The sequence below is a fragment of the Chitinophaga sp. genome (assembly GCF_039596455.1).
Taxonomy (GTDB): Bacteria; Bacteroidota; Bacteroidia; order Chitinophagales; family Chitinophagaceae; genus Chitinophaga.
The window spans coordinates 87,020-113,654 of sequence record NZ_JBCNJR010000009.1; the positions used below are offsets into that span (position 1 = coordinate 87,020).

Genomic DNA, 26,635 nt, shown 5'->3' on the forward strand with positions numbered 1-26,635 from the left:
ATTCAAAAAATTACTATTTTACCTGCTTGCACCATTGAACAAAAAAGCACAAAACACAGGTTCATGAAGAAACTATTTTTATTACTGCTGGTGGCCAACATAGCGCAGGCGCAAAGCTGGCAGGTAGTACCGGGAAAGATCACCACGCCCTGGGCAGAGAAGGTAACGCCGGAGAATGTATTGCCCGAATATCCGCGCCCGCAGTTTGTACGCGGCAACTGGAAGAACCTGAACGGTTTGTGGGACTATGCCGTAACCCGCCGCAGCGGAGATAAAGCGGCCTCCTATGACGGGAAGATACTGGTGCCCTTTGCCATAGAGTCCGCCCTTTCAGGCGTAGGCAGAACCGTGGGGAAAGACAGCGTACTCTGGTACAGCACCACCTTTACCCCGCCGGCCGGCATCAAAGGAAAACGGGTGCTGCTGCACTTTGGCGCGGTAGACTGGGAAACGGAAGTATATGTGAATGACATGCTGGTAGGCAGCCACAAGGGCGGCTTTGACCCCTTTTCTTTCGATATTACCCAGCACCTGAAAAAGAAAGGCCCGCAAACCCTGGTGGTAAGAGTGTGGGACCCTACAGACCAGGGCCCCCAGCCGCGCGGCAAACAGGTACGCAAGCCGGAAGGCATCTGGTACACGCCGGTAACCGGCATCTGGCAAACCGTTTGGCTGGAAGCCGTGCCGGAAACCTACCTGGCTACCATGAAACAAACGCCTGATATAGACCAGCAGACCCTTACCGTATCTACCACCGTGGTGAACCCCGTACCGGGAGATAAAGTAGTGGTAAGCGCCTGGGATGGCGGCAACAAAGTGGCCGAAGGTGAAATGGAACCCGGCGGCACCGCCGTGCTGAAGATACCTTCCCCCAAGCTATGGTCTCCCTCCAGCCCCTTCCTGTACGACCTCCGCCTGGAAATTGCCCGCAAAGGCAAGGTAGTGGATACCGTACAGAGCTATTTTGCCATGCGCAAGTCTTCCATGGCCAAAGACGAGAACGGCGTATACCGCATGCTGCTCAATAACAAGTTCCTCTTCCAGTACGGCCCGCTTGACCAGGGCTGGTGGCCTGACGGACTGTACACCGCCCCCACAGATGAAGCCCTGCTTTTTGATGTGGAGCAAACCAAGGCCATGGGCTTTAACATGATCCGCAAACACATCAAGGTAGAGCCCGCGCGCTGGTATTATCATTGCGACCGCCTGGGCATGCTGGTTTGGCAGGATATGCCCAGCGGAGACCTGGGCAACCGCTGGGAACCGCGGCCGGGCATCGTAGGCAAAGGCACGGAGCAGCAACGCAGCCCCGCATCTGAAAAAGCCTACCGCGAAGAATGGAACGCCATCATGGAAGCGCTGCACAACAGTCCCTCCATTGTAGTATGGGTACCGTTCAATGAAGCCTGGGGCCAGTTCAAAACGAAAGAAATTACCGAATGGACCATGGAAAAAGACCCTTCCCGCCTGGTGAACAGCGCCAGCGGCGGCAACTTTTTCCCCACCGGCCACATCATTGACCTGCACAACTACCCGGAGCCCGCCATGCCGCAGGCAGACATCTACGGCGGCAAACAGGCCATTGTGCTGGGCGAGTTCGGTGGACTGGGCCTGCCCGTAGACGGCCACGTATGGCAGCAGAAGAACAACTGGGGATACCAGACCTTCAAAACGGCGGACGAACTGTTCAAACGCTATAAAGAATACATGACCAGGCTGAAAGACCTCATTCCGCTGGGCCTTTCCGCGGCCGTGTATACACAGACCACAGACGTGGAAATTGAGACCAACGGTCTTATCACGTATGACAGGAAGGTATTCAAAAACCCTGTGAAATCTTTTTATGAGGTGCATCAGCAGCTGTACAACCCGGCGCTGGTGAAAGGGAAGTTTTGATGTAAGCGGATAATATAATTGAACGGCTCATGCTATTGCGGCATGGGCCGTTTTTTTATAGTATATTTACCACCCCCGCCCGCGGGGTTGCGGTCTTTATCCCGCATTAAAATCTATAAACCAACACCATTTATGAAAAGAAATTTTCTACTGCTGACGCTTGCCGCTGCAAGCGTTTTGCCCGTATCTTTCATCCAGGCGCAGCCCAAACCCAAACAGGCGGCCGTTAAGTCTGCCATCGGCACCATACCGGCAGACCCCGATGTGAAGATCGGCAAGCTCCCCAACGGTCTTACTTATTACATTCGTAAAAACAGCGAGCCCAAAAACCGCGCGGTACTGTACATGGCCCTGAAAGCCGGCTCCCTTATGGAAACAGATGCCCAGCAGGGCCTGGCCCACTTTACGGAGCACATGGCCTTTAACGGCACCAAAGATTTTCCGAAGAACGAGCTGATCAACTACCTGCAGAAAGCCGGCGTAAAATTCGGGGCTGACCTGAACGCCTATACGTCTTTTGACCAGACGGTGTACCAGCTGCCCATTCCTACAGACAGTGCGGCCCTCTTCAAGAACGGCTTCAAGATACTGGCCAACTGGGCGGGTTATGTGAGCATGGAGAACGATGATATTGATGAGGAAAGAGGGGTGATTGTGGAAGAAGACCGCCAGCGCGGCAAAAATGCGCAGTCCCGCATGCAGAAAGAGCTGCTGCCGGTGCTGCTGGGCGGCTCCCGTTATGCGGAACGCATCCCCATCGGCAAGCTGGACATTATCCAGCACTTCAAGCACAATGAAATAAAACAGTTCTACAAAGACTGGTACCGTCCGAACCTGCAGGCAGTAATAGCCGTGGGAGATTTTGACGTGGCGCAGGTGGAAGCGCTCATCAAGGAGAATTTTAGCCCGCTGGTGAACCCCGCCAATCCCCGTCCGCATCAAAAGTATGATCTGCCTGACAACAAGCAGCCGGTGGTAAAGCAGGTAACAGACAAGGAATTTCCCTACAACGTGGTGATAGCCTTCATCCGCCGCCGTTATAAAGAAACCGGCGGCGTGGCAGACGTGCGCAAGGGACTTATTACCAGTATGATCAATTCCATGATGGGTGCGCGCCTGCAGGAGCTGAAGCAGAAAGGCACTGCGCCCTTTGTAGACGGCCAGTTCAGCTACGGCGCCTACCAGGGTGGCCTGGTGCCGGGCATTGACGCTGCTACCATTGTGGCCGTTACCAAAGACCCCGGTGAGCTGGCCAAAGGCCTCGGCGGGGTAGCGGCGGAAGCGGAGCGCATGGCGCAGTTCGGCTTCACCGCTTCGGAACTGGAAGTAGTGAAGAAGAACATGGAAGCCGGCAACGAAAAGAACTATCGTGAAAAAGACAAAATAAACTCCAACGCCTTTGTGCAAACGTACCTGAGAAACTTCCTGTACAAATCACCCATCCTCAGTCCTGATTTCCGTTACACGTTGACCAAACAATTGCTGAACGAGATCACCCTGGCGGAAGTGAACCAGTTTGCCAAAAAGATCATGACGCCTGAGAACATCACCATTATATCCCAGGCTCCTGATAAAGACAAGGCAAAACTGCCGGCAGACGCCCAGCTGCTGGACGCGTTGCGCAACTCCGGCAAAGGGCTTACCGCCTATGTGGATGCAGGCGTGAACAAGCCCCTGCTGGAAAAGAAACCTGCGCCCGGCAAAGTAACGGCGGAAGAAAAGATCGAAGGCATAGATGTAACCAAGCTCACGCTGTCTAACGGCGTGAAAGTATACCTCAAACCCACTACCTTCAAAAACGACCAGATCATCTTCTCTTCTTTTGCCGAGGGAGGTACCTCACTGGCGGAAGACAAAGACTACATGGCCACCAATTACGCCGGCAATATTGGCGGGGACGGCATCGGCGAATTCGAGAACACCCAGCTGAGGAAGATGCTGGCCGGCAGCACCGCCAACGCGTCTGTTTACATCAGCAGCCTGTACGAAGGCTACAGCGGCAGCGCTTCTCCCAAAGACCTGGAAACCGCGTTGCAGCTGGTATACGCCCACGGCACCAATCCGCGCAAAGATCCCATCCTCTTCAAAAAGAACATGGACGAGTTCAAAGTATACCTGCAGAACGCTGATGACAGTCCGGAAAATGTTTACGCAGATACCATCACCTCCGTGATGTCTTCCAACAACCTGCGCGAACGGAAGCCCACCCTGGCCGAACTGGACCAGATCAGCCTTGACCGCTCTTTCGAGTTCTTCAAAGACCGTTTTGCAGATGCCAGCGGCCAGACGTTCGTGTTTGTAGGCAACTTTGAGGTGGAAAAGATCAAGCCCCTGCTGGAAACCTACCTGGGCGGCCTGCCCGCTACCGGCCGCAAAGAGAAGTTTGTAGACCGCGGTGGGAAACCGCTCACCGGCAACGTGACCCGCATTGTGAAAAAAGGCATTGAAGACAAGGCGCAGGTAAAGCTGTTCTTCCACGGCGACTATGACTATGCCGCAGACAACAACCTGCAGCTGAGCGCCCTTAGCGATGTGCTGGAATTCAAGGTGCTGGAGCGCCTCCGCGAAAAGGAAAGCGGCGTGTACAGCCCCAGGGTAGGCGTGAGCTATGAAAAATACCCGCAGCCTTATTACAACCTCACTATTTCATTCAGCTGCGCATCTGCCAATGTAGACAAGCTGGTAAACGCCGCGCTGGACGAGATAGAGAAGATCAAGAAAGAAGGCGCCACCGCCGTGGATATAGAGAAATTCCGCGCCGAAAGCGCCCGCGCCATGGAAGTAAGCCTCCGGGAAAACAACTTCTGGCTGTCTTACATCACCTCCAAGCTCAAAACCGATGAAGATCCCCTGAGCGTGCTGCGCCATGCAGAACGCCTGAAGCAGGTAACGGAAGCCAGCGTAAAAGCAGCTGCTGTGAAGTACCTGGGCGGGGCCAACTACTTCAAGGCGGTGCTGGTACCTGAAAAATAGCTAAGTTTGCCGCAAATACGCACGAGGCCGCTTCCGGAAGGAGGCGGCCTTTTTTACCATGAAAATCATTATTGCACCATACTCCCCCGCATGGCCCGCGCTCTTTGAAGAGCAGGCGGCCATTATCCGTACCGCCATTGGCCATCTGCACCCGCGCGTAGATCACATCGGCAGCACCTCCGTGCCCGGCCTCGCCGCCAAACCGCTCATTGACATACTGGTGGGCCTGCAGCAGGAAGAAGACCTGGAAAAAGTAGCCGCTCCCATGCAGGCGGCCGGCTACACTTATTTCAAGATCTACGAGCCGGACATGCCTTACCGCCGCCTCTTTGTAAAATTGCAGCCGCTGTCTGACCGCCTGCCGCCGGCCATTGTAGCCCATGCATCAGACATTGACCGCAGCCTGTTCGAAAACAAGGTACATGTGCATATCATCCCGCAGGCCTCCCCGCATTGGCTGCGCCACATTGCTTTCCGGGACTACCTGCGTGCGCATGAGGATGTGCGTGAAGCTTACGCGGAACTGAAGCATACTATTGCACAGCGGGAGTTTAAAGACATGCTGGAATACAACGATGCAAAGGATGCATTTGTGAAGGAGATGGAGCGGCGGGCGGTGGAGTGGTATACGAGCGGCCTGTAATCAGATCACCACCTTCACCCTCAATGCCCGCAACCCGCTCAACCCCTGCAAATCCTCCAGCAGCAGATCTTCCACCTCCGTTTGCAGCACTTTTTTCTCCTGCAGGTACTGGATGAAGGGGAAATAATCATCCACGTCCTTGCGGTTAAAGTAGATGAGGGCAATAGTATCAGGCTGGGTCAGCCGCTCCTGCGTGTCCCGGATGTGTACCTTGTCTATCCGTTTTTTGATCATCTGGTAGCGGATGTTGTAGGCGCCTTCCACGTCAAATTTCCTTTCGTCTGTTCTGAAGCTGATATCAATGGTCTGGTTATGTACAAAGATAAGCTGCGTAGTATACAGCGGTCTGGGCATCTGTGGCAGCAGGCCGTGGGTGAGCCGGGCAATGGCGGCCATGGACGAAAGCTGCCAGAGGCGCACGTTTTTCAGGTGAAAGGGGGAGAAGGGCTGCTCCGGGGCTATTGACTGGCCGATGTAAATATCGTACTCAATACCGTCAGTCCTGAACTTTTCAAAGTAGCAGGGGTAGGAGCGCTGCAGCTCTTCCTTTTCCGCTTCCAGGTAAGTGTTGATGCGGTTGTTGAGCATCTGCATAGACAGTTCCAGCGCACTCTTGTGCGTATCTCCGGAGGCCGCGGCAGCCTGGTAATTGGTGACCAGCTGCTGCACGTCCGCATGTTGTGCGCCTATGTGCTGCAGGAAGGGCAGGGCTTCTTCCAGCAGAAAGTGGTTGATGTTGCTTTCGTCTATCGTGTTGAGCGGCTGCTGCAAGGTCTGCTGCCAGTTGCGGCAGGTGAACTGCATGCCGTCAAGCAGTGAGGAGTGGTGTTGCAGGCCAATGGCGGCCAGCGTGTTGGCCAGCAGCTGCAACTGCTGCTCCAGGTCTGACCTGATGGCCAGGTTCCTTTCCAGCGTGGAGTTGCGGATGTCTATGGCGCCGTACAGGGGGTATACGCCGGTAAACAGGATGGGGTCTGCCTCCGGCATGGGATCGTTCTTTTTCTTGCGCAGCAGGTATTGCCAGGCTGCTTCATTGAACTTCCATTGCACGGCGGGCTGTATGGAAGTGAATTTTTCCTTGATGATGTTCTCTATCTCCAGGTTGAACTCGTCTATGTAGATCTGCAGCAGCTGTGCTACGGCGCCGATGGCGGGTTCCAGCAGGGCCAGCATTTTTTCATCGAAATACTCATCTTTCCAGGTGTGCATGCACAGCACGCCTACCAGGGCCTGGTTATAAAACACAGGGGTAAGTGAAAGAGAGCCCACGCCCAGGTTGATGAACTTTTTCAGCCAGCCGTTCTTGACCAGGTCTTCCTGCGCCAGGTTGCGCGAAAAAAAGGAGTTGGGCCGGCGTGCATAGCCTTCCGCCTGTTGCTGGAAGGTTTCCGCGGTCATGGAATATTCGCCCCATACCTTGTACAAAATGCCGGTGCCGCCTTTTTCATAGCCGTACACCAGCTTGCCGTTTACCCGCACAAACGTAAAAAGGTCGAACTCTATGCGAGGATTGCCTACCAGTGTTTTCAGGCTTTGTATTACGTGGCGGTAGGTGGCGGTGTTGTCTTCCGGCGTGCGGCTGAGCCTCACCTTCCTGATGTTTTCCACGGCCTGCAGGGTGGTGACGTCTGTTACGGTAATAATGGAAATTCCCCTGAACCGGAACAGCTTCAGCGGGATGACATCTTCCAGTATATCATACCCTTCCCCGTCGTTCAGGCGGGCATGCAGGCTGGAGAAGTCTATAGACGGCAGCTCTCCCAGGGGCTCCACGTCAATAAAATCAGTATTGATGTTGATGGTGAAATATTGCAGCAGGCCTGTTTCCTGGTTGGAGTAGGCATGGTACAGCTCGCTTTTGCGCGGAGGCTGGAAGTTGTACAGCCGGCGGAGCAGGAAGGCGTAGATCTGCTGGAGGCGTTCTTTCTGGAAGTCTTCCGGCGTGCGCGGAAAGAGGTCTTGTTTCCGGTTGTTCAGCAGATGCATCAACCCGTCCGTAGCGTACAGGATCACCGGCTGCAGCGGTACGCACAGGCCCCAGATGCTGTCTTTTTTGGCCAGCAGCGAAGGGCTGAGGCAGGCATGCACCATTTGCACCATTTCTTCTTCAGAAGGGCCGGCGGCAAAGCGCTGCAGCACCTGGCGGTAAAACGCTGCCTTGATGGAGTCTTCTTCCTCCGCCTGTTTTTCAAGATGGGTTATGAAAGGCGCGAAGGAAAGTGCTGAATCAACGGGGATGCCGTCAGGCAAACCGCCTGATACATCTATCTGCAGTTTTTTCATTGGAACGGATGCTTACCCCGAATATACTCCTAATCAGGTTATTAATATTTGCCCGGGCACAGAAAAAAGAAAGGCATATGGAAATTGAACACATGCGCATCTTCCTGGCATGCACTACGCCCTGTTTCTCCTTTCCGCCTTTATTACGGCGCCGGCAACGCCGGCATCACCCACCGTTGCCGCCATTTCCCTTCCCCCGGGCTTCACCCGCATGCACCAGCCGCCCGGTTCTTTCGGGGCATGGCTGCGCGCCGTGCCGCTGAAAAAAGACAATACCGTGTATCTGTTCAACGGGAAGAAAAAACTCAACCAGGAGGCCCAGTTTGCCGTGCTGGACATATCTGTTGGCAGCAAAGACCTGCAGCAGTGCGCAGACGCCGTGATGCGCCTGTACGCGGAATACCTGTATGAGCATCAACAGTTCGGCAAGATAGCCTTCTACGCCACAGACGGTACGCTGATGGATTATGAGGGCTGGCGTAACGGCATCCGCTACAGCCTGCAGCAAGGCCGCCTGGTAAAACGCAGGGCAGCCGCGCCTGCGGAAAACCGGCAGGTGTTCATGCAATACCTGGAAACGGTTTTTGCCTGGGCAGGCACCCTTTCTCTCAGCCGGCAGCTGAAACCCGCAGCGGAAATACGGCCCGGCCATGTATTCATCCAGGGCGGCTCACCAGGGCATGCGGTAATAGTGATAGACGTGGCGGTGAACGGGGCGGGGGAGCGCAGGTATTTGCTGGCGCAGAGTTATATGCCGGCGCAAAATATTCATATTCTCAACAACCCCAACGGGCAAAGCCCCTGGTACAGCACGCTGCCGGACCAGCTGCTGGTTACTCCGGAATGGAGCTTCCGGCCGGGCAGTTTGAAGAAGTTCTGAGAAGGATGCCACCTGGCCCGGCGGACAAAAAAAAGGCCGGTCAAACAGACCGGCCTGTAAAACATATTTTAAGCAAGCTTAATCAATACGTCTAACGTTAACGGCATTCATGCCTTTCCTGCCTTCCTGCAGTTCAAACTCAACACGGTCATCCTGTTGAATTTCATGAATGAGGCCGTTTGCGTGTACAAAAGTTTCTTTAGCAGATTCATCATGTTTGATGAAGCCAAAACCTTTTGTTTCATTGAAGAACTTTACAGTTCCTGTGAATTTTTGTTCCATTGTGTAAAAATTATAAAAATAAGGAGCCGAAGGTAGCATTAATAATCCGTAGCGCCTAATAATATGTGTTTCAATTGTTCAGGGCATATTTATTAGTTGTTTACGAATACGCTATTTAAAGCATATGTGGCATATCCCCGCATTTTGCAAGATTTATTTTATTGTACCTTTGCGCTTTATAAAGCGAATTTATGATCCATGTAGGCGCGTACAATACTTTAAAAGTGAAGAAGGAAGCGGATTTTGGTGTGTACCTGGACGGCGGGGAGCAGGAAATCCTCCTGCCTAAAAGATACGTGCCGAAAGGAACGCGGCCCGGTGATGAGCTGGAAGTGTTCCTTTATCACGATTCCGAAAACCGCCTCATTGCCACCACGGAAAAACCCCTGGGCATTGTGGGCGATATTGTCAGCCTCAAAGCGGTAGATGTAACAGACCAGGGCGCCTTCCTGGACTGGGGGCTGATGAAAGACCTCTTCGTACCCAAGTCGCAGCAGCTCTCGAAAATGCGTAAAGGCCAGGAATACCTGGTGATGATCTACATAGACAAACTTACCGGCCGCATTGCCGCCACGGAAAAAATAGATCCTTACCTGAGCAATGAAGACCTCACGGTAAAGGAAAAAGACGTGGTAGACCTCCTCATTTACCGCCGCACAGACATCGGCTTCGTCACCATCATCAACAACCGCCATACCGGCGTGCTGCATTTTGCTGACCAGTTCAGGCCCATGGATATCGGAGACCGTTTCCAGGGCTTCATCAAGGCCATTAAAGACGACAATAAAATAGACGTGGTGCCCGGCCGCCAGGGGTATGGCAGGGTGGAAGACGAAACGGGGAAAGTACTGCGCCTGCTGCAGGAAAATAACGGCTACCTGCCGTACCACGATAAATCAGACCCGGAAGAGATCTATGCCTTCTTCGGCATGAGCAAAAAAACATTTAAAATGGTGACCGGCGCTTTATACAAACAGCAGAAGATAGCCTTCACCAAAACCGGCATTCAGTTACTGGAACAATAACGCACATGAAAGACTACAAAAAACATTTCGAGATACCCGCACCGCCTGAAGACGTGTACCGCGCACTTACCAACCCCGCTACCATCCAGCTGTGGACGGGAGAAAAAGCGGAAATGAGCACAGAACCCGGCACTGAATTTTCCCTCTGGGACGGCAGCATTGCAGGCAAGAACCTGGAGTTTGTGGAAGACAAAAAGATTGTGCAGGAATGGTATTTCGGAGAGCAGGAAGCGGCCTCCATTGTAACCATCATCCTCCACCCCCATAAAAAAGGCACCTCCGCGGAGCTGAAACATACCAACATCCCCGATGAGGCTTACCATGATATGGTGGAAGGCTGGAACGATGCCTATTTTGGGGCTTTGATAGATTTTTACCAGGAATAGCCGGGATACATGAAAGTAGCCACCATCAATGAACTGAAAACGGAGCTGGCCACCCTGCCGCCTGCGGGGCTGGTGGAGCTGTGCCTGCGGCTGGCCAAATTCAAGAAAGAAAGCAAGGAACTGCTCACCTACCTGCTGTTTGAAAGCCACAACCTTGACGGGTACATAGCCTCCGTGCAGGAGTACATAGCCCTTGAGTTTGACGGCATGACCACCACGCACCTCTACCATGCCAAAAAGACCCTGCGAAAAATACTGCGCATCACCAATAAACACATCCGCTTCACCGGCTCCAAACAGGCGGAAATAGAGCTGTTGCTTTTTTACTGCCAGAAAATGAGGCGCTGCGGCATCCAGATAAACAAGAGCGTACAGCTGGCCAACCTGTATACCCAGCAGCTGCGCAAAATTGAAAAAGCGCTGGAAACCCTGCATGAAGACCTGCAGTATGACTACCGGAAGCAGCTGGACGTGCTGACGTTTGCGTAGCAGGGCGCCGCATTAATTTTTCGTTGCCCGGCTTCCTCCGCTTCCCGGAAATAAGTATCTTCATGGCATGCTCACACGTCGCAAATTCCTCGAAAATACGCTCAAAGGCATCGTGCTCATTGGTGCCGGTAATACCCTGCAATCTTTTGCCGCTCCCGGCTTTACGCTGCCTGCCAAAGACAAGGTAGCCCTTCGTTTTGCCCTCACTTCAGACGGCCATTTCGGAGAGCCTAAAACTACCTGGGTGGAAAACCACCAGCGCATGACGGCCTGGCTCAATAAAGAAAAAGCAGGCAGGGGCCTGCATCGTGCCTTTATAAACGGCGATATCTTTCATAATGACCCCGCCTTTCTGCCGGAGGTAAAACGCACCTGGGACCAGCTGCAAATGCCCTACGCCGTGTCTCATGGCAATCATGACATGATTGCGGAAGACGATTGGGAAAAGACCTGGGGCACGCGCTGGCACCATGTGGTTGAACAGGGCAATACCGCTTTCCTGGTGCTTAATACGGCAGATGTAAAAGGCAAATATATTTGTCCCGACCTCGACTGGACGCGTGCCAGACTGCAGGAGCTACGTAGCAAAAAACACCTCTTCGTGATCATGCACATCACCCCCGTGAAATGGACGCAACACGGTATTGACTGCCCCGAACTGACGGAGATGTTCTCCGCCCAGCCCAACCTCCGGGCCATCTTTCATGGGCATGACCATGCGGAAGACGGCATGAAGGAAAAGAACGGCAAACATTATTTCTTTGACGGCCACCTGGGCGGCAGCTGGGGAACACCTTACCATGGCTACCGCGTGGTGGAAGTGCTGACCAGCGGTGAAATACTGTGCTACCAGGTAAACCCCGCCGAAAAGGAACCCGTGAACCGGAATGTGCTGAAGGCTTGATATATGTATGGCGCCCGCGGCTTCCAGTTTTTTACCGTTTCCTGCCAGTATATTGATCTAAAGGAGAAATGGCGGATTTTCTTGCTAACTTGACGCCCGCAATTCCATCGAGTTATGAAAACAGTCCGTATAATACTGGCGTGCCTGCTTTTGTGTGCCGCCGCCGCCGCACAGCAATTATCCTTAGAATGGCAGCAGGTGCAGCCCGGCGTCTGGAAAGCCGTAGCCGGCACGCCTGAAAAGATCAGCCTCCTCAAAGCCGCAGGCGCTACGCCCAACGCAACCTCCCTGAAAGAACTGCCCGCCACCGGGTTTCCCATGCCGCAGGCGGATATCACCGCCCGCCTGCAAGACGGCAAGGTATACCTCAAGTTTCCCCTGGAAAGGGACGAACAGCTTTTCGGCCTTGGCCTCAACTTTAAAACCGTGAACCAGCGCGGCCGTGTAAGCCAGCTGCATATGGACCACTACGGCGGCACAGACAACGGGCGCACGCATGCCCCGGTACCGTTCTACGTATCGTCCCGCGGATATGGCGTACTGGTAGACGCCGCGCGGTACCTCACAGTATACGCCGGTACCGCTGTACGGGTAGATACAAAGAACCCGCCGGAGCTGATAGACCGTAATGACAAGAGCAAGAAATGGCAAAGCATGCCGTACTCGGACGGTGTGGAAATACTGGTGCCCGCCGGCGGGGTAGAGATCTACGTGTTTGGCGGCCCTACGGCCATGAACGCCGTACAGCGGTACAACCTCTTCAACGGCGGCGGCTACCTGCCGCCCAAATGGGGGCTGGGTTTCACCCAGCGCGTGCCTACACTGTACTCCCAGTCAGACATTCTCCGCGAAGCCACGGAGTTTGAAGAGCACAACTTCCCGCTTGACTTTATTGGTGTAGAGCCGGGCTGGCACTCTATGAGCTACCCCTGCACGTTTGAATGGGACAAAAACCGCTTCCCCGATCCGAAAGGTTTCATCACCAGCCTGGCCCAAAAAGGCGTTCGCGCCAACCTCTGGCTGAACCCTTACGTGTCTCCCAAAAGCAGCCTGTACAGCAAGGTGAAGCCCTTCGCCGGCACCCATACCGTATGGAACGGGCTGGTAACAGACTTCACCATTCCCGAAGCCCGCCGGTACTGGAAGGAGCATTTTATCAAAAATCATATATCCATTGGCGTGAGCGGGTACAAGATGGATGAGAACGACGGGTACGACAAATGGCTGTGGCCCGATGTGGCTACCTTTCCCTCCGGCACCACGGCAGAGCAGATGCGGCAGGTGTATGGCGTGATCATGCAGAAAATGACGGACGAATGGTACCGGGAGCAGAACCTGCGCACCTATGGCCTGGTAAGGGCTTCCAACGCAGGCGCCAGCAACTTTCCGTACGTGATCTATAACGATTATTATTCCCATCCTGATTTTATTTCCGCCCTGGTGAACAGCAGCTTCATTGGCGTGCTGTGGACACCGGAAGTGCGCGCTTCCAAATCTGCGGAAGAGTGGGTGAGGAGAATGCAGAGCGTTTGTTTTTCCCCCATGGCTATGCTGAACGCGTGGGCAGACGGTACCAAACCATGGTCTTTCCCCGAAGTGGAAAAGGCGGTGCAGGATGTGGCCATGCTGCGGATGCGGCTGCTGCCTTACATCTATTCCACCTTTGCCCAATATCATTTTGAAGGCAAGCCCCCGTTCCGCTCCATGAACCTGATAGACGGTTTTGCCTATGCCGCACAGGAAACCGGCGGCAAGCTGGACGCCACGCTGAACCCCTACGAAGCCAAAACGCGCGCAGAGCTGAAAGATCAGTACATGATGGGTGACAATATACTGGTGGCGCCCGTGTTTGCCGGTGAAAAAAGCCGTAAGGTGCAGCTGCCCGCCGGCAAATGGTATGATTTTTATACCGGGCAGCTGGCCGGCGAAAACCAGGAGATCACCGTTACCGCTGTGCTGGATAAAATTCCGCTGTTCGTGAAAGACGGCGCCATTATTCCCATGATACCTGCCCGGCGGCAGGCGCCTAAAGCAGGGGATGTGCTGCCATTGGAAGTAAGGCACTATGGCACTGCAGCCGGCAGCTTTACTTTGTATGATGATGACGGCACTACGTTCAATTACGAGAAGGGCGCTTTTTCAAAGGTGATGCTGAAGGTATCAAAAGACAGGAATGGCAAGCTGAAAGGGGAGATGAGCGCACCGGCGGCAGGGAAACCTTTTGGGTATGAAAGGAATGTGAAGTGGGTGTTTATGACAGGGAGATAAAAAATTGCAGTGCTTTTTTTTGTTTCGTAAATAATAATTTACGTACCTTTACATCGGAGGCTTTGACCGGGAAACTGGCATTGCCTTTTTTCTTTTATACAGGTGTAACGCTCCAGATCAGGTGCTTGTTGTTATCGCCTATTTCTCTCGTCGTTTTATATCTCATCGGCTTTATCAGATCAACAAATTCTTTCAGCTCTTCCCTGCCTGGTTTTATCATTTTGGCTACCCGGAAACTCCAGGAGAACAGGTATGCAACAAAATCAACTATTTGTATGCCGGTGGTAAGATCGCTGTGAACAAAAAACGGTTCTGGTATGATACGGCTGCTTCTGGCTCTTCCCTTGGCAGTATTTTGAAAATACCGTTCCATTTGCGAAAGCAGGATATGACTGGCTGATTTATCCAGTTCATCGAATACAATAATACCCCTGGGTTCTCCCGGCATATCTTCCAGAAAATAATAGAACCGCTCAAACAGGTAAACGTAGTCTTTTCTTAACATGGAGGCATCTGCGGGCATTCTTGCAGGGGCCGTGGTGATGGCGGCAAAAACTTTGCAATAGTACCTCCGGCAGAGGCGGAAGATCTGGTTAACGTAAGACAATTTGGCCTGTGCAAGTGCGGTCAATTGGTTTCTGTTGGCATTTTCTCCATTGTCCAGCGCCTGCTTGGCCCATTCCGTACGTTCAGGCAAACCAATTGGCTCCATTTGGCTTGCCAGTCTGAAGGTTTTTCTGTTGAGGAAATTGGTGGCCTTGATTTCTCTACCGTCATGCCGGTATCTTCTGCCGAAGCAGCCTAGCTCTATCTTGTGAACTTCTTTCACCAGTTCCCAAAGCATTGTATCCATGATGGCAACGCCGGCCAGCACCTCATAAGGCGAGTTTCTGTGGTCGTGCCCGCTTTCATCAATAAAGAGGAAATATGCCATGCAATGATTCCTTAGGTTAACGCTTCAAAACAAATCCGGCCCCCGATTAAAAAGGAGGATCTCGTTTGCAGTGGTTGGTTTTATAATATTTCAATACTACAAAAAAATACAACCGGTAACTCACAGGAGTGTGAGAAATATAGGTACTCCCGGTTCCATATTTTCTCCCCCCTTTATCACAAAAATTCCCGTATATTCAGATTATACCCTATGTTTAAATCATGAAACATTTCCTTACCGCAGCCCTCCTGCTGGGCTGCAGCCAACTATATGCACAGAAAGGGCCCGCGCCCGCAAAAGATTCTGCTGACGGCAGGTTTTACAGCGCTGCCGCCGGCCGCTCGCTGAAAATAGACGCCAGCGTGGTAACCCGGCATGAAGTGACCATCCGCGGGCAAAAGGTGCCCTATAAAGTAACGGCGGGCTCACTGCCCGTGTGGGACGATGACGGCAAAACCATAGCTGGTGTTTTTTATACCTATTTTGAAAGATCGAATGTAGACAACCAGGCAGCCCGGCCGCTGGTGTTTTCCTTTAACGGCGGGCCGGGTACGGCGTCTGTATGGATGCAGATAGGGTACACCGGCCCGAGGGTGCTGAATATTGACGATGAAGGCTACCCGGTGCAACCGTACGGCCTGAAAGACAACCCGCATTCTATACTGGACGTGGCGGATATTGTGTACGTAGACCCTGTGAACACGGGCTTTTCCCGCACTACGGGCAAAGACGTGCCGGGCACGAAGTTCTTTGGCGTGAACCAGGACGTGAAGTACCTGGCGGAATGGATCAACACTTTCATTACGCGATACAACCGCTGGGCCTCTCCCAAATACCTGGTGGGCGAAAGTTATGGCACCACCCGCGTTTCCGGGCTGGCGCTGGAGCTGCAGAACGCGCAGTGGATCTATGTGAACGGGGTGGTGCTGGTATCTCCCACAGAGCTGGGCATTGAGCGCTCAGGCCCCGCCTCCGCCGCGCTGCGCCTCCCGTACTTTGCGGCCACCGCCTGGTACCACAAGGCATTGGCGTCAGACCTGCAGCAGAAAGACCTGCCGCAGATGCTGCAGGAAGTAGAGCAGTTCACCATCAAGGAATACCTGCCCGCCCTGGCGGAAGGCGGCTTTATTACCGACGCGCGCAAAAAGGAAATAGCCGCCAGGGTTAGCCGCTATTCCGGCATCTCCGAAAAAGCGGTGCTGCAGAACAATCTTGATATTCCACTGAACTTCTTCTGGAAAGAGCTGCTGCGCGAACGCGGCTACACCGTTGGCCGGCTGGATTCCCGCTACCTGGGCATTGACCGCCGCGACGCGGGAGACCGGGTGGATTTTAACGCCGAGCTGACCTCCTGGCTGCATTCTTTCACCCCGGCCATCAACATGTACCTGCGGGAAGAGCTGAAGTACAAGACAGACCTGAAATATTATATGTTCGGGCCCGTGTTCCCCTGGGACAACAACGGCAACAAAACAGGGGAGAACCTGCGGCAGGCCATGGCGCAAAACCCTTTCCTGCACGTGCTCATACAGAGCGGCTACTATGACGGCGCCTGTGACTACTTCAACGCCAAATACAGCATGTGGCAGCTGGACCCCAGCGGCCGGCTGAAAGACCGTCTCTCCTGGGAAGGCTACCGCAGCGGGCACATGATGTATCTCCGGAAAGATGACCTGGCCACTAGTAATGACCACCTGCGCGAGTTCATCCTCAAAGCTATTCCGAAAAACGGGCAGGCGGCAAAATACTGATCTTCACATAATTCACAGACCGGCAGCAACAGCTGCCGGTTTTTTTATGCCCGCACATGCCGCATTTTTCGGAACTTAGAACATCAGGAAAAAGTTACTGCGTATGAGGACCATTCTGCCTGCATTCCTGCTGCTGTTGTTTGCCGCCCCGCTAGAGGCGCAACAGCGCACGTACTGCAACCCGGTGAACATTGACTACGGCTATACGCCCATCCCTGATTTTGCTGCCTGGGGCAAGCACCGCGCCACGGCAGACCCGGTGATCGTTAACTACAAAGGGGATTTTTATCTCTTCTCCACCAACCAGTGGGGATACTGGTGGAGCAGCAACATGCTGCAGTGGCATTTTGTGCCCCGCAAATTCCTCAAACCCTGGCACAAGGTGTACGATGAGCTGTGCGCCCCGGCTGTAGCCGTGATGGGGGATACCATGCTGGTGTTCGGCTCCACCTACTCCACCAATTTTCCCATCTGGATGAGCACCAACCCCAAAGGCAACGAGTGGAAAGAAGCGGTTGATTCCTTTGCCATCGGCGGCTGGGACCCTGATTTTTTCCCGGACGATGACGGCCGCCTGTACATGTACAACGGCAGCAGCAACCGTTACCCGCTGTACGGTATTGAGCTGGACCGTAAAACCCTGCAGCCGCTGGGCGCCCGCAAGGAAATGTATCTGCTGGAAGACTGGCGCTACGGTTGGCAGCGCTTCGGGGAATACAGTGACAATACTTTCCTCGACCCCTTTATTGAAGGCGCGCATATGACCAAACACAACGGCAGGTACTACCTGCAATACGGCGCTCCGGGCACGGAGTTCAGCGGGTATGCGGATGGCGTGGTGGTGGGTGACCATCCGCTGGGGCCCTTCACGCCGCAGGCGCACAACCCCTTTGCCTACAAGCCCGGCGGTTTTGCCCGCGGCGCCGGCCACGGCAGCACCTTCCGTGATAACGACGGGCAGTACTGGCACGTGTCTACCATTGTTGTATCTGTCAAAAATAATTTTGAGCGCCGCATCGGCATCTGGCCCGCGGGCTTTGATAAAGACGGCGTAATGTACTGCAACACCGCTTTCGGGGATTACCCGCATTACCTGCGGCCCGATGGCGACACGTATTTCACGGGCTGGATGCTGCTGAACTACCAGCGGCCCGTGCAGGTATCGTCCACGCTGGGCGGCTACCTGCCTAACTACGCGGTAGACGAGCATATCAAAACCTACTGGAGCGCGGCCACGGGTAACAAAGGGGAATGGATCAGCACAGACCTGGGCGCTACCGGCACGGTGCATGCCGTGCAGATCAATTATGCAGACCAGGATGCGGAATTCCAGGGCAAACAGCAGGGTACTTACCATCAGTACAAATTGTATTACTCGCAGGACGGGCGGCAATGGAAACTGCTCACTGACAAAAGCAACAACCGGCAGGATGTGCCGCATGATTATGTAGAGCTGCCCCGGCCTGTAAAGGCACGTTTCATCAAGCTGGAGAACATCCACATGCCCACCGGCAAATTTGCCATCAGCGGTCTGCGGGTGTTCGGCAAAGGCAGCGGCGCCCCGCCTGATACGGTGAAGAACTTTGCCGTGCTCCGCACGGAGAAGGACAAACGAAGCGCCTGGCTCAAGTGGGCGCCGGTAGACAATGCGTACGCTTATAACATTTACGTGGGCGTGGCGCCTGACAAGCTGTATAACTGCATCATGGTACACGGCCAGAACGAATACTACTTCAAGGGGATGGACAGGGAGCGGCCTTATTATTTTTCCATTGAAGCCATCAATGAAAACGGTACCTCCGCGAGGGGGGCGGTGAGGATGTCTGAATAACCTGTCCGATTCCGGACAAAGGCTATCCTGAAAGCGAACACATGAATGCATAATGCCATCTGTTTTCCGTTCATATACAAATGCCCGTAAACTGGTATTGAATTAGCGCCGCGGTGCACATAATTCGCCTTTATGCTGAAAAACTATTTCAAAATGGCCTGGCGCAGCCTGCTGAATAACAAGCAGTCGTCTTTCCTGAATTTGGTAGGCCTTTCCACCGGCCTTGCCTGTGCCTTGTTTATTTACCTGTGGGTAGCTGATGAGCTGGCGGTAGACAGGTTTAATGAAAAAGACAGCCGGTTGTACCGGGTAATGGAAAACCGCATCCGCGCCGGCGGCATCTGGACGTCTCCCACCACCTCCGGGCCTATGGCGGCGGCCATGAAAGCGGACATGCCGGAAGTGGAATACGCTGTTACGGAGCAGCCGTTTGATAACGCCACCCTTAGCGTAGGGGAGAACGACGTGCGGGCCAACGGGAAGTACACCGGCAGAGACTTTTTCAAGATGTTTTCTTACCCTTTGCTGCAGGGGAATGCAGACCAGGTGTTGGCCGGTAATAACTCCATTGTGATCTCGGAAACCCTTGCCCGGAAGCTTTTTAACAATACCGAAAATGTAGTAGGGAAAACGGTGGAATTGCAGCATGAAAAGCAATACACCGTGTCAGGCGTATACAAACCTGCGCCCTCAAATGCCACCGAGCAGTTTGATTTTCTGCTGCCGATAGATATAAGGTTCGCCTCAAACATTTATATAGGCAGCTGGGGCAACACGGGTACGTATACCCGCGTGCTGCTGCGCGAAGGCACGGATATAGACCGGTTTAACAGCAAGCTGGCGGGATTCGTAAATGCGCAGACCAATGGTAAGGTCAAACACCGCACGCCTTTCCTGAAGCGCTATTCTGAAGATTACCTGTACGGCAGCTACGAAAACGGGATAACCACCGGCGGGCGTATTACCTATGTGAAGATGTTCACCATTATAGCCGTATTCATCCTGCTCATTGCCAGCATCAATTTTATGAACCTTTCCACGGCCAGGGCGGCCAGGAGAATGAAGGAGATCGGCATCAAGAAAGTGGCCGGCGCCAGCCGTTTTTCGCTGATGCTGCAATATATGGGTGAAAGCGTGCTGCTGACCTTTATGGCGCTGGCGGTGGCAGTGCTGCTGGTGGCCCTCCTGCTGCCTTCTTTCAACAATATTACGGGCAAACAGCTGGCCCTCTCCATCAATCCGGCCATGATCGGCTCTCTTGTGCTGATTACGCTGATGACGGGTTTGCTGGCGGGCAGCTATCCCGCATTGTACCTTTCCGGCTTCAAGCCCATTGCCGTGCTGAAAGGCCGGCTGGCCAGCTCCGCCGGGGAACTGTGGGTGCGCAAGGGGCTGGTGGTGTTCCAGTTTGCCATTTCCGCCGTGCTCATAGTGTCTGTAATGGTGGTCTACAAACAGATCGCTTTTGTACAAAATAAGAACCTGGGTTATAAAAGAGACAATGTGATCATGTTTGACCGGGAAGGTAAGCTTGACGCGGAAGATCACCTGGAGGCGTTTATGGAGAGGGTGAGGAGCGTGCCGGGCGTTGTGAGCGCCACTTATATGGCACATAACATGACCGGCCATAACAGCGGCACCTCCGGTGTATTGTGGCCGGGCCGCGATCCTGAAGACAGAACGGAATTCGAGAACGTGGCCGTTTCATACGACGCGGAAAAAACCATGGGGTTCGAGATAAAAGAGGGGAGGACTTTCTCGAAAGATTTTGCATCAGACAGCAATGCCATTATTTTTAATGAGGCCGCCATCAAATACATGGGCTTGAAAGAGCCCCTGGGCAAAACGGTGCAGCTCTGGGGCGAGCCCCGTCATATCATTGGCGTGGTGAAGGATTTCCATTTCGAATCTTTGCATGAGGAAGTAAAGCCGCTGTTTTTCCGCCTCAACGCCGGTAATACCTACGCGGTGGCTATCAAGATACAGGCCGGGCGGGAAAAGGAAACCATTGCCGGCCTGGAAAACCTGTACCGCCAGTTCAACCCCGGCTTTACTTTCAGCTACCAGTTCCTGGACGAAGGTTACCAGAAAATGTACACAGCAGAAAAAAGGATCGGCGTTCTGAGCCGGTATTTTGCGGGGCTGGCCATCCTGATATCCTGCCTGGGCTTGTTTGGGCTGGCTGCTTATACCGCCCAGCGCAGGCAGAAAGAAATTGGTGTGCGTAAGGTGGTGGGCGCCTCGGTAAGCAGTGTGGTAATGCTGCTTTCCCGCGAGTTTCTAAAGCTGGTAGCAGTGGCGGTGCTGATTGCGCTGCCCCTGGCCTGGTGGGCTACCCACAGCTGGCTGGAAGGCTTTGCCTATCACGTGACGCCAGGCATCGGCATGTTTGTGCTGGCCGGGGTGGTTACTTTGCTGATCACCTGTTTCACCATCAGCTTCCAGGCCGTTAAAGCGGCGCTGGCCAACCCGGTGCATAGCCTGAAAGCAGAGTGACGGGGAAGCCGGAAAGGGGCCGCAACCGGTGGGTGAGCAGTGTTGGCGCCCAAGCGGCCGCAGGCCATCAGAACAGGCTGAGCTGTTGTGCGGGAGCGGCAGGCGCATCGTCCGCAAAATTGGAAAGGGTGATGCCCAGCAGGCGGATTTTTACATCCGCAGGGTCTGTTTTCAGGAGTAATTGTTTGGCAGTAGCGGCAATGGTGGCCAGGTCTCCCACCGGGAGCGGGAAAGACTGGTTGCGGGTGATCTGGCGGAAATCGCTGTACTTGATCTTCAAGGTGACAGTGCGGCCGCGCAGCTGGTATTTTTCAAGCCGGGCGGCTACGGTGAGGGCTATTTTGTCCAGCTCCAGGTTCATTTCCTCAACAGTGGTAAGGTCATGCGGAAAAGTATCTTCGGCACCCAGTGATTTGGTTTCGCGGTGAGGCTGCACTTCCCGTTCATCAATTCCTCTTACTATGCGGTAGTAGAAATGCCCTGTTTTCCCGAAAAGCTGCACGAGGTTGGCTTCTGTCAGCTTTTTAAGGTCTGCGCCCGTGTGCAGGCCCATCCGCTTCATTTTGTCCGCCGTTACCTTTCCCACCCCAAAAAACTTTTCCACCGGCAGTTTTTCCATAAAATCTTCCACCTGCTCAGGCGCTATGAAAGTGAGGCCGTCAGGCTTCTGCATGTCTGAAGCAATTTTTGCCACGAACTTGTTAACGGAAACGCCGGCGGAAGCGGTGAGCTGCAGCTCGTCCCGGATGGCCTGTTTGATCTGCCGGGCAATGGCAATGGCGGAGCCGATGTGTTGTTTGTCTTCCGTCACGTCCAGGTACGCTTCATCCAGGGAGAGGGGTTCAATCAGGTCTGTATACCGCCTGAAAATATCGCGTACCTGCTGTGACACTTCTTTGTAAGCCGCAAAGCGGGGCCGTATGAAAATTACGTCGGGGCACAATTGCAGGGCTCTTTTGGAAGGCATGGCCGAGCGGATGCCGTATTTCCGGGCCTCATAACTGGCCGTTGCCACCACTCCGCCACGCCCTTCCGGGGAGCCGCCTACTGCAATGGGTTTGCCCCTGTATTCAGGAAAATCGCGCTGCTCAACCGATGCATAGAATGCATCCATATCCACATGAATGATTTTGCGAACGGTCATGCCTGCAAGATACAGAAACATTCCAGCCGGTGCGCGCTACCGGCCCTGGTAACGGGGCATCACCAGCAGCTTTACAATGGTGTGCGCAGCCGCAGAAAGGCCGAAGGCCACTACAATGATCAGCCAGCGCTTCACCGGCGTGTCAAATACATCGATAACAGGAGATTCCCCTTTGCCTGCATACAGTGTTGCCATAACAAAAAGAACGGCCCCGCAGATCCAGAGGGTGAGGTGAGACCAGAGGTACTTGCGTTTGTGGTAAATACCGCGGCCGAATGAGGTAAACAACAAAAACACATGGGCTACAAAAAATACGGCGGCAGCAACCGCCAACAGGGTGAAAAGAGTCATAGTGTATGGTTTAAGGATATATGATGGTTAAATATAATAAAAAAACCTATATGGTACATGATTTGTTCTATATGCAAAAGATAAAATCTCATCATATGAAAGTTGTCAAAGCTATACCTGTTCTGCTGCTGCTGATGGCCGCCTTCCTGACCGCGGGCGCGCAATCCAGGGCGCAGGTGAAAACGTCCAAAGCGGACAAGATCAAACAGCTGGTGCAGGGCCGGAACTATGTTTTTGAGGCGCAGTCTGTGTTCCCCATGAGAGGCCGTACAAGGCAGATAACGGGAGAGGGGTATGACCTTACCGTGTCAAGAGACACTGTCAATTCTTACCTGCCCTACTTCGGGCGGGCCTATTCCGCTCCGCTAGACCCTTCCAAAGGTGGCATCCAGTTCATTTCAAAAGATTTTGAGTATACGGAAAAACCCGGCAAGCGCGGCGGCTGGGATATTACCATTCAGCCGAAAGACGTGCGCGAGGTACAACAGCTTTTTCTCTCCGTATCTGAAGACGGGTACGCATCCCTGCAGGTAACCAGTACCAACCGGCAACCTATTTCCTTTAACGGCGTTATCACGGAAAAACGGACCAGGAAGAAGAAAAAATAGGCATTATACGCGTTTTTTACAAGCGGGCGGCAGGTTTCTGCGGCCCGTTTTTTATGTTGTGCTGCGCAGCGGGTAAGGGCAATCCGCCTTTCCCTTCAATACCCTGTTCAACCGCCCCTGCAGCAGCCGTTTCCGGAAGGGCGGGAGATAGTCGAGGTACAGTTTTCCCTGCAGGTGATCATATTCATGCTGAATTACCCGCGCGGCGTCATCTTCAAATTCCCCTGTTTGCGGCTCCAGCTTTTCATTGACCCAGCTTACTGCGATGCGTTTTGCCCGCGGCACGTTTTCCTGTATGCCTGGAATGCTGAGGCAGCCTTCTTCGTCCCACAACTGCTCCGGGCTGTACCAAAGGACCTGCGGGTTGATGAACACGCCGGCCGCTTCCGTCACAAATACACACTGCGGCACGTTCACCTGCGGGGCGGCCAGCCCGGCGCCATGCGCATTTTTCATGGTATGCAGCAGGTTGCCGACCAGGATGGGGAGTTGCGGGTCTGCCAGGTTAGCGGGCCGGCAGGGCACGCGCAGAATGGGCGAGCCGTAGGCTACGATGGGTAGTATCATTTTTTTGACGGCAATTTGCGGCGCTATGGAAAAACCGGAAAGCAGATTTTCGACATTTGTTTACAGCATGCGCTGAAACGCCCGGTTGCCGCTTCGCAAAGTACTTTTTAGACATTTCACCCACTGCCGGATTCCTTATTTTTGCAATATGCCCGTTCAATTGTACACATACTTCCTGCAACGCAGGGCCTTCCCGGAAAGCAGCCAGGTGCTGCCACCCCCGGCTTTGCTGAACGGCATTGTGGAAAGCTGCCGTTTATTTGACGGGCATGACGGCGCCTGCTGGTTCAGCGACGGCCGGCCCTGTATGGTGTTTGTGCTGAATGAAGAAGCACAGGTGCAGGCCGGCTGGTGCAGCCCGCAGCTTTTAGAGAACGTGCATCAGACCACCAATGGCCATGCCTTGCTGATAGTCCGTTTTACGCCCACCGGTTTTTACCGGCTGGCGCCCGCGCAGATGCGCCTGCTGCGGCATCAGCACCGCTGGGCGTTTGAAGAGCTGTTCGGGGAGAACTGGGTGGCCGCGTTACAGCCGCTTCGGGGAGTAAAACAGGTGGCCGCGCAGGTAATGCAGTTGCTGGCGGCACAGCTGAAACACCCGGCGCCGGTACCGCCGCTGCTGGAAGAGGCGTTGCAGCTGATCAGCAGGGCGAAGGGCAATATTGTTATAGATGATCTTGTTAGGCAGCTGCGCCTCAATTATAAATGGCTGGAAAGAAAGTGCCTGGCCGTAACCGGTATTGCTCCCAAGGAATATGCGCGCCTGCAGCGTTTTTTGCATGCATGGCTGCACCTGGTTGAAACAAACGGGCAAGACCTGATGGGCACGGCGCTTGACCATGGTTATTGCGATCAGCATCATTTCTCCAAAGAGTTCCGGCGGTTTACGGGGAAACCACCGCTGGCTTATCTTTCAGCAAAACAGTAATGCTCATTGCCGCACCGTTTTCCCGAATTGCAGCAAGCGCTGGCCTTCCCGCTGGCTTTCATAGTCCAGCTTGATCCAGTGCTCATCTTTCACCACTTTCAATACCCGCGCTTCATCCAGCCAGCCGTCCCAGAAGCGGCCGCCCTTGTCCGGAAACTGGCTCTGGTTGCCGATGCCCACCGGGTGATCGTCTGTTTTCCATTTGCTGTCAAAGGTAGCCGTGGCGTCCAGCACGCCGTTTACATACAGGCGTACATAAGGGTGATCATGCACGCCGGTGATGTGGAACCAGCGGCCGGTGACCATATCCGTTTTCCCGATCACGCAGAGGTCTCCTTTAGGGTCAAGGCGTTCCACGCAGATCTCTATCAGTTCTGCCGGCGGGTTGTGCCAGCCGCGGGCGCCGTACTTCTGCAGCCGCCAGGAGTTATCTCCCTTCGCTATCATGGTCTCGTAACCGGGCAGCACCCGTTTGGCCTCATTGCCTTTATTGGCATAGCTGCGGGCCCGGGCCCAGATGGAGAAGGTGAGCTGGTTGGTGAGGTCGAACAGCTTGCGTTTGTCGCTGTCTATTTTGATCCATTGCTGGTTGCTGTAATTGAACTGCTGCGCTTTGCCTAATATGCCGGGGGCCAGGTTGCCGGGCAGCATGTTCACGCCCGTGGCGTCCGCGGCGCTGGCGGTAGCGTCTTTATAGCCGCCGGGCAGGGTGTTGCCGGGCTCGTTGAGGTGGTATACGCCTACAAAACCTTCTTCCGTGTCAAATACTTCATGAGAGCGGTCTTCTCCGCCGGCCGCGGCATTGCCCCAGTGCAGCGTAATGAACTGCTTGGCGTTGTTGCCTTTGATGAGCGGCACCTTCACCCATACGAGCGCTTCGCGGTGAACGGGGTCCCACCACTCAATGCTATGGGGCAGAAAGGCGGCGCCGCCGGGCTGTGAAAAACGTATATCCGCGCCGTTAGCTTTGGCTTCCCCGAAATCAAAATGCTGTGCGTCCAGTTTTATGGCCAGCGGGTAGTTGTGTACGTCTCCGGGTATAGCGGCGCCGGCGGCCGTAGTGTTGATGGTGATGGTTTGATGGTATTTCCAGGGGCGGGTATCCTGTGCGGAGGCATGCAGGGCCAACGTCAGCATCAAAGGGACCAGGCAGTTTTTCATGACCGGAAATTTAATGAAATCCGGCTGCCTTTAAAAGCTTTTGGAACGGCATCTTTTTCCGCATCAGCCGCTGATACAATTTCTTTGGGGCGTGTGCCAAATAAATAATACTTTCGTGTAATACATAACCTCGAAATATCCTTTGAATGAAAAACAAACTCTTCCTGATGATGGCCGTGTTGCTGTTGGGTAGTCTGGCAACACAGGCGCAATTAAAACGTTTCAGCCTGGGCCCTTATGTAGAAGCCGGTTTTCCCGTAGGCGATTTTGGAGATATCAATAAGACCGGGTATGGCGTGGGCCTTAATGCAGACATCAAACTGATAGCGGGTTTTGGGGTAACAGGCTCCGTAGGCTACATGCGCTTCGGCGGCAAAACCGTAACCAACGTAGATTATCCTGCTGTAGCGGCCGTACCGGTAAGGGTAGGCCTGAAGTACCAGCTGGTATCCATCCTGTATGTGAAGCTGGAAGGCGGCGCCGCCAATTTTGTGGGCGACCTGGACGGTTCAGCGTTCCTGCTTTCTCCGGGCGTGGGCATCCGCATACTGGGGCTGGATGTGCAGGCCAAGTACGAAAACTGGTTCCGTGACAGCGGTCTGGGTTTCTTTGGGTTGAAAGCCGGGTTTAACTTTTAATTTTCGACAGAAAGACATAAGTAAGAAGCCTTTTGAAAGAGCCGTCCGGCCTTTCCAAAAGGCTTTTTCTCTTTCGCATCGTATTTGACATGACGGAGGAACGGTTCAGGAAAGCAGCCGGCCGCCATAAAGATCTCGATGACATCGAAAAACTGGCATCTTCAAAATGAAACATACAGCCCTAAAGGCTGCATATA

General features: G+C 53.8%; 22 protein-coding genes. 15 read left to right on the forward strand and 7 right to left on the reverse strand.

What is annotated here, in order from left to right; all coding sequences use genetic code 11:
• Positions 1–63: 63 nt before the first annotated feature.
• The 3 genes from ABDW36_RS22450 to ABDW36_RS22460 all read left to right on the forward strand — a co-directional run bounded on the left by ABDW36_RS22450 (position 64) and on the right by ABDW36_RS22460 (position 5,512).
• On the forward strand, positions 64–1,896 hold the full coding sequence (locus tag ABDW36_RS22450) for a sugar-binding domain-containing protein (protein ID WP_343704174.1): 1,833 nt from the start codon (positions 64–66) through the stop codon (positions 1,894–1,896).
• Positions 1,897–2,028: 132 nt separating this feature from the next.
• The gene (locus ABDW36_RS22455) at positions 2,029–4,869 is read left to right on the forward strand and encodes an insulinase family protein (protein WP_343704175.1); all 2,841 of its coding nucleotides are present in this window, start codon (positions 2,029–2,031) and stop codon (positions 4,867–4,869) included.
• A 58-nt stretch (positions 4,870–4,927) separates the two neighbouring features.
• Positions 4,928–5,512 carry a GrpB family protein gene (locus ABDW36_RS22460; protein ID WP_343704176.1) on the forward strand — a complete coding sequence of 195 codons (585 nt, stop codon included), beginning with the start codon at positions 4,928–4,930 and terminating at the stop codon, positions 5,510–5,512.
• On the opposite strand, the gene ABDW36_RS22465 is transcribed toward ABDW36_RS22460, so the two are convergent.
• Entirely contained in the window at positions 5,513–7,795 is a 2,283-nt protein-coding gene (locus ABDW36_RS22465; RefSeq protein ID WP_343704177.1) for a GAF domain-containing protein, read from the reverse strand. It abuts the gene before it with no gap.
• A 109-nt stretch (positions 7,796–7,904) separates the two neighbouring features.
• Between ABDW36_RS22465 and ABDW36_RS22470 the strand changes: the two genes are divergently transcribed.
• Positions 7,905–8,675: a DUF4846 domain-containing protein gene (locus ABDW36_RS22470; protein ID WP_343704178.1), complete on the forward strand. Its 771-nt coding sequence runs from the start codon at positions 7,905–7,907 to the stop codon at positions 8,673–8,675.
• A gap of 78 nt (positions 8,676–8,753) precedes the next feature.
• Here ABDW36_RS22470 and ABDW36_RS22475 read toward each other — a convergent pair whose 3' ends face one another.
• A complete protein-coding gene (locus tag ABDW36_RS22475; protein ID WP_119080576.1) occupies positions 8,754–8,957 on the reverse strand; it encodes a cold shock domain-containing protein in 204 nt (67 codons plus the stop codon).
• A gap of 191 nt (positions 8,958–9,148) precedes the next feature.
• Here ABDW36_RS22475 and ABDW36_RS22480 point away from each other — a divergent pair, with 191 nt between their 5' ends.
• From ABDW36_RS22480 to ABDW36_RS22500, 5 genes are all read left to right on the forward strand, one after another.
• Positions 9,149–9,982, forward strand: a complete 834-nt coding sequence (locus ABDW36_RS22480; protein ID WP_343704179.1) for a S1-like domain-containing RNA-binding protein — start codon at positions 9,149–9,151, stop codon at positions 9,980–9,982.
• Between the two features lie 5 nt (positions 9,983–9,987).
• Positions 9,988–10,368, forward strand: coding sequence for an SRPBCC domain-containing protein (locus tag ABDW36_RS22485; protein ID WP_343704180.1), 381 nt, complete (start codon positions 9,988–9,990; stop codon positions 10,366–10,368).
• A gap of 9 nt (positions 10,369–10,377) precedes the next feature.
• Entirely contained in the window at positions 10,378–10,857 is a 480-nt protein-coding gene (locus tag ABDW36_RS22490; RefSeq protein ID WP_343704181.1) for a hypothetical protein, read from the forward strand.
• A gap of 67 nt (positions 10,858–10,924) precedes the next feature.
• Positions 10,925–11,761, forward strand: coding sequence for a metallophosphoesterase (locus ABDW36_RS22495; RefSeq protein ID WP_343704182.1), 837 nt, complete (start codon positions 10,925–10,927; stop codon positions 11,759–11,761).
• Positions 11,762–11,875: 114 nt separating this feature from the next.
• A complete protein-coding gene (locus ABDW36_RS22500; RefSeq protein ID WP_343704183.1) occupies positions 11,876–14,029 on the forward strand; it encodes a TIM-barrel domain-containing protein in 2,154 nt (717 codons plus the stop codon).
• A 94-nt stretch (positions 14,030–14,123) separates the two neighbouring features.
• On the opposite strand, the gene ABDW36_RS22505 is transcribed toward ABDW36_RS22500, so the two are convergent.
• Positions 14,124–14,963 (reverse strand): DUF3800 domain-containing protein, encoded by an 840-nt coding sequence (locus tag ABDW36_RS22505; protein ID WP_343704184.1) that lies wholly within the window; start codon positions 14,961–14,963, stop codon positions 14,124–14,126.
• 221 nt (positions 14,964–15,184) lie between these two features.
• Between ABDW36_RS22505 and ABDW36_RS22510 the strand changes: the two genes are divergently transcribed.
• The 3 genes from ABDW36_RS22510 to ABDW36_RS22520 all read left to right on the forward strand — a co-directional run bounded on the left by ABDW36_RS22510 (position 15,185) and on the right by ABDW36_RS22520 (position 21,041).
• The gene (locus ABDW36_RS22510; protein WP_343704185.1) at positions 15,185–16,714 is read left to right on the forward strand and encodes a carboxypeptidase; all 1,530 of its coding nucleotides are present in this window, start codon (positions 15,185–15,187) and stop codon (positions 16,712–16,714) included.
• Between the two features lie 103 nt (positions 16,715–16,817).
• On the forward strand, positions 16,818–18,545 hold the full coding sequence (locus ABDW36_RS22515; RefSeq protein ID WP_343704186.1) for a family 43 glycosylhydrolase: 1,728 nt from the start codon (positions 16,818–16,820) through the stop codon (positions 18,543–18,545).
• Between the two features lie 132 nt (positions 18,546–18,677).
• Positions 18,678–21,041 carry an ABC transporter permease gene (locus tag ABDW36_RS22520; RefSeq protein WP_343704187.1) on the forward strand — a complete coding sequence of 788 codons (2,364 nt, stop codon included), beginning with the start codon at positions 18,678–18,680 and terminating at the stop codon, positions 21,039–21,041.
• Between the two features lie 67 nt (positions 21,042–21,108).
• Here ABDW36_RS22520 and dinB read toward each other — a convergent pair whose 3' ends face one another.
• Both dinB and ABDW36_RS22530 read right to left on the reverse strand, forming a co-directional pair.
• Positions 21,109–22,206, reverse strand: coding sequence for a DNA polymerase IV (gene dinB, locus ABDW36_RS22525; protein WP_343704188.1), 1,098 nt, complete (start codon positions 22,204–22,206; stop codon positions 21,109–21,111).
• Between the two features lie 15 nt (positions 22,207–22,221).
• On the reverse strand, positions 22,222–22,536 hold the full coding sequence (locus ABDW36_RS22530) for a hypothetical protein (protein WP_343704189.1): 315 nt from the start codon (positions 22,534–22,536) through the stop codon (positions 22,222–22,224).
• 95 nt (positions 22,537–22,631) lie between these two features.
• Between ABDW36_RS22530 and ABDW36_RS22535 the strand changes: the two genes are divergently transcribed.
• The gene (locus ABDW36_RS22535; protein WP_343704190.1) at positions 22,632–23,144 is read left to right on the forward strand and encodes a DUF4251 domain-containing protein; all 513 of its coding nucleotides are present in this window, start codon (positions 22,632–22,634) and stop codon (positions 23,142–23,144) included.
• Between the two features lie 51 nt (positions 23,145–23,195).
• Here the strand turns inward: ABDW36_RS22535 and def are convergent, their stop codons facing one another.
• Positions 23,196–23,711, reverse strand: a complete 516-nt coding sequence (def, locus tag ABDW36_RS22540) for a peptide deformylase (protein WP_343704191.1) — start codon at positions 23,709–23,711, stop codon at positions 23,196–23,198.
• 148 nt (positions 23,712–23,859) lie between these two features.
• Here def and ABDW36_RS22545 point away from each other — a divergent pair, with 148 nt between their 5' ends.
• Complete coding sequence (locus ABDW36_RS22545) at positions 23,860–24,639, forward strand: helix-turn-helix domain-containing protein (protein ID WP_343704192.1); 780 nt, start codon at positions 23,860–23,862, stop codon at positions 24,637–24,639.
• 3 nt (positions 24,640–24,642) lie between these two features.
• On the opposite strand, the gene ABDW36_RS22550 is transcribed toward ABDW36_RS22545, so the two are convergent.
• Positions 24,643–25,800 carry a DUF2341 domain-containing protein gene (locus ABDW36_RS22550; RefSeq protein ID WP_343704193.1) on the reverse strand — a complete coding sequence of 386 codons (1,158 nt, stop codon included), beginning with the start codon at positions 25,798–25,800 and terminating at the stop codon, positions 24,643–24,645.
• 146 nt (positions 25,801–25,946) lie between these two features.
• On the opposite strand from ABDW36_RS22550, the gene ABDW36_RS22555 reads away from it, so the two are divergent.
• Positions 25,947–26,438, forward strand: a complete 492-nt coding sequence (locus tag ABDW36_RS22555; RefSeq protein ID WP_343704194.1) for a hypothetical protein — start codon at positions 25,947–25,949, stop codon at positions 26,436–26,438.
• The last annotated feature ends 197 nt before the right edge of the window (positions 26,439–26,635 follow it).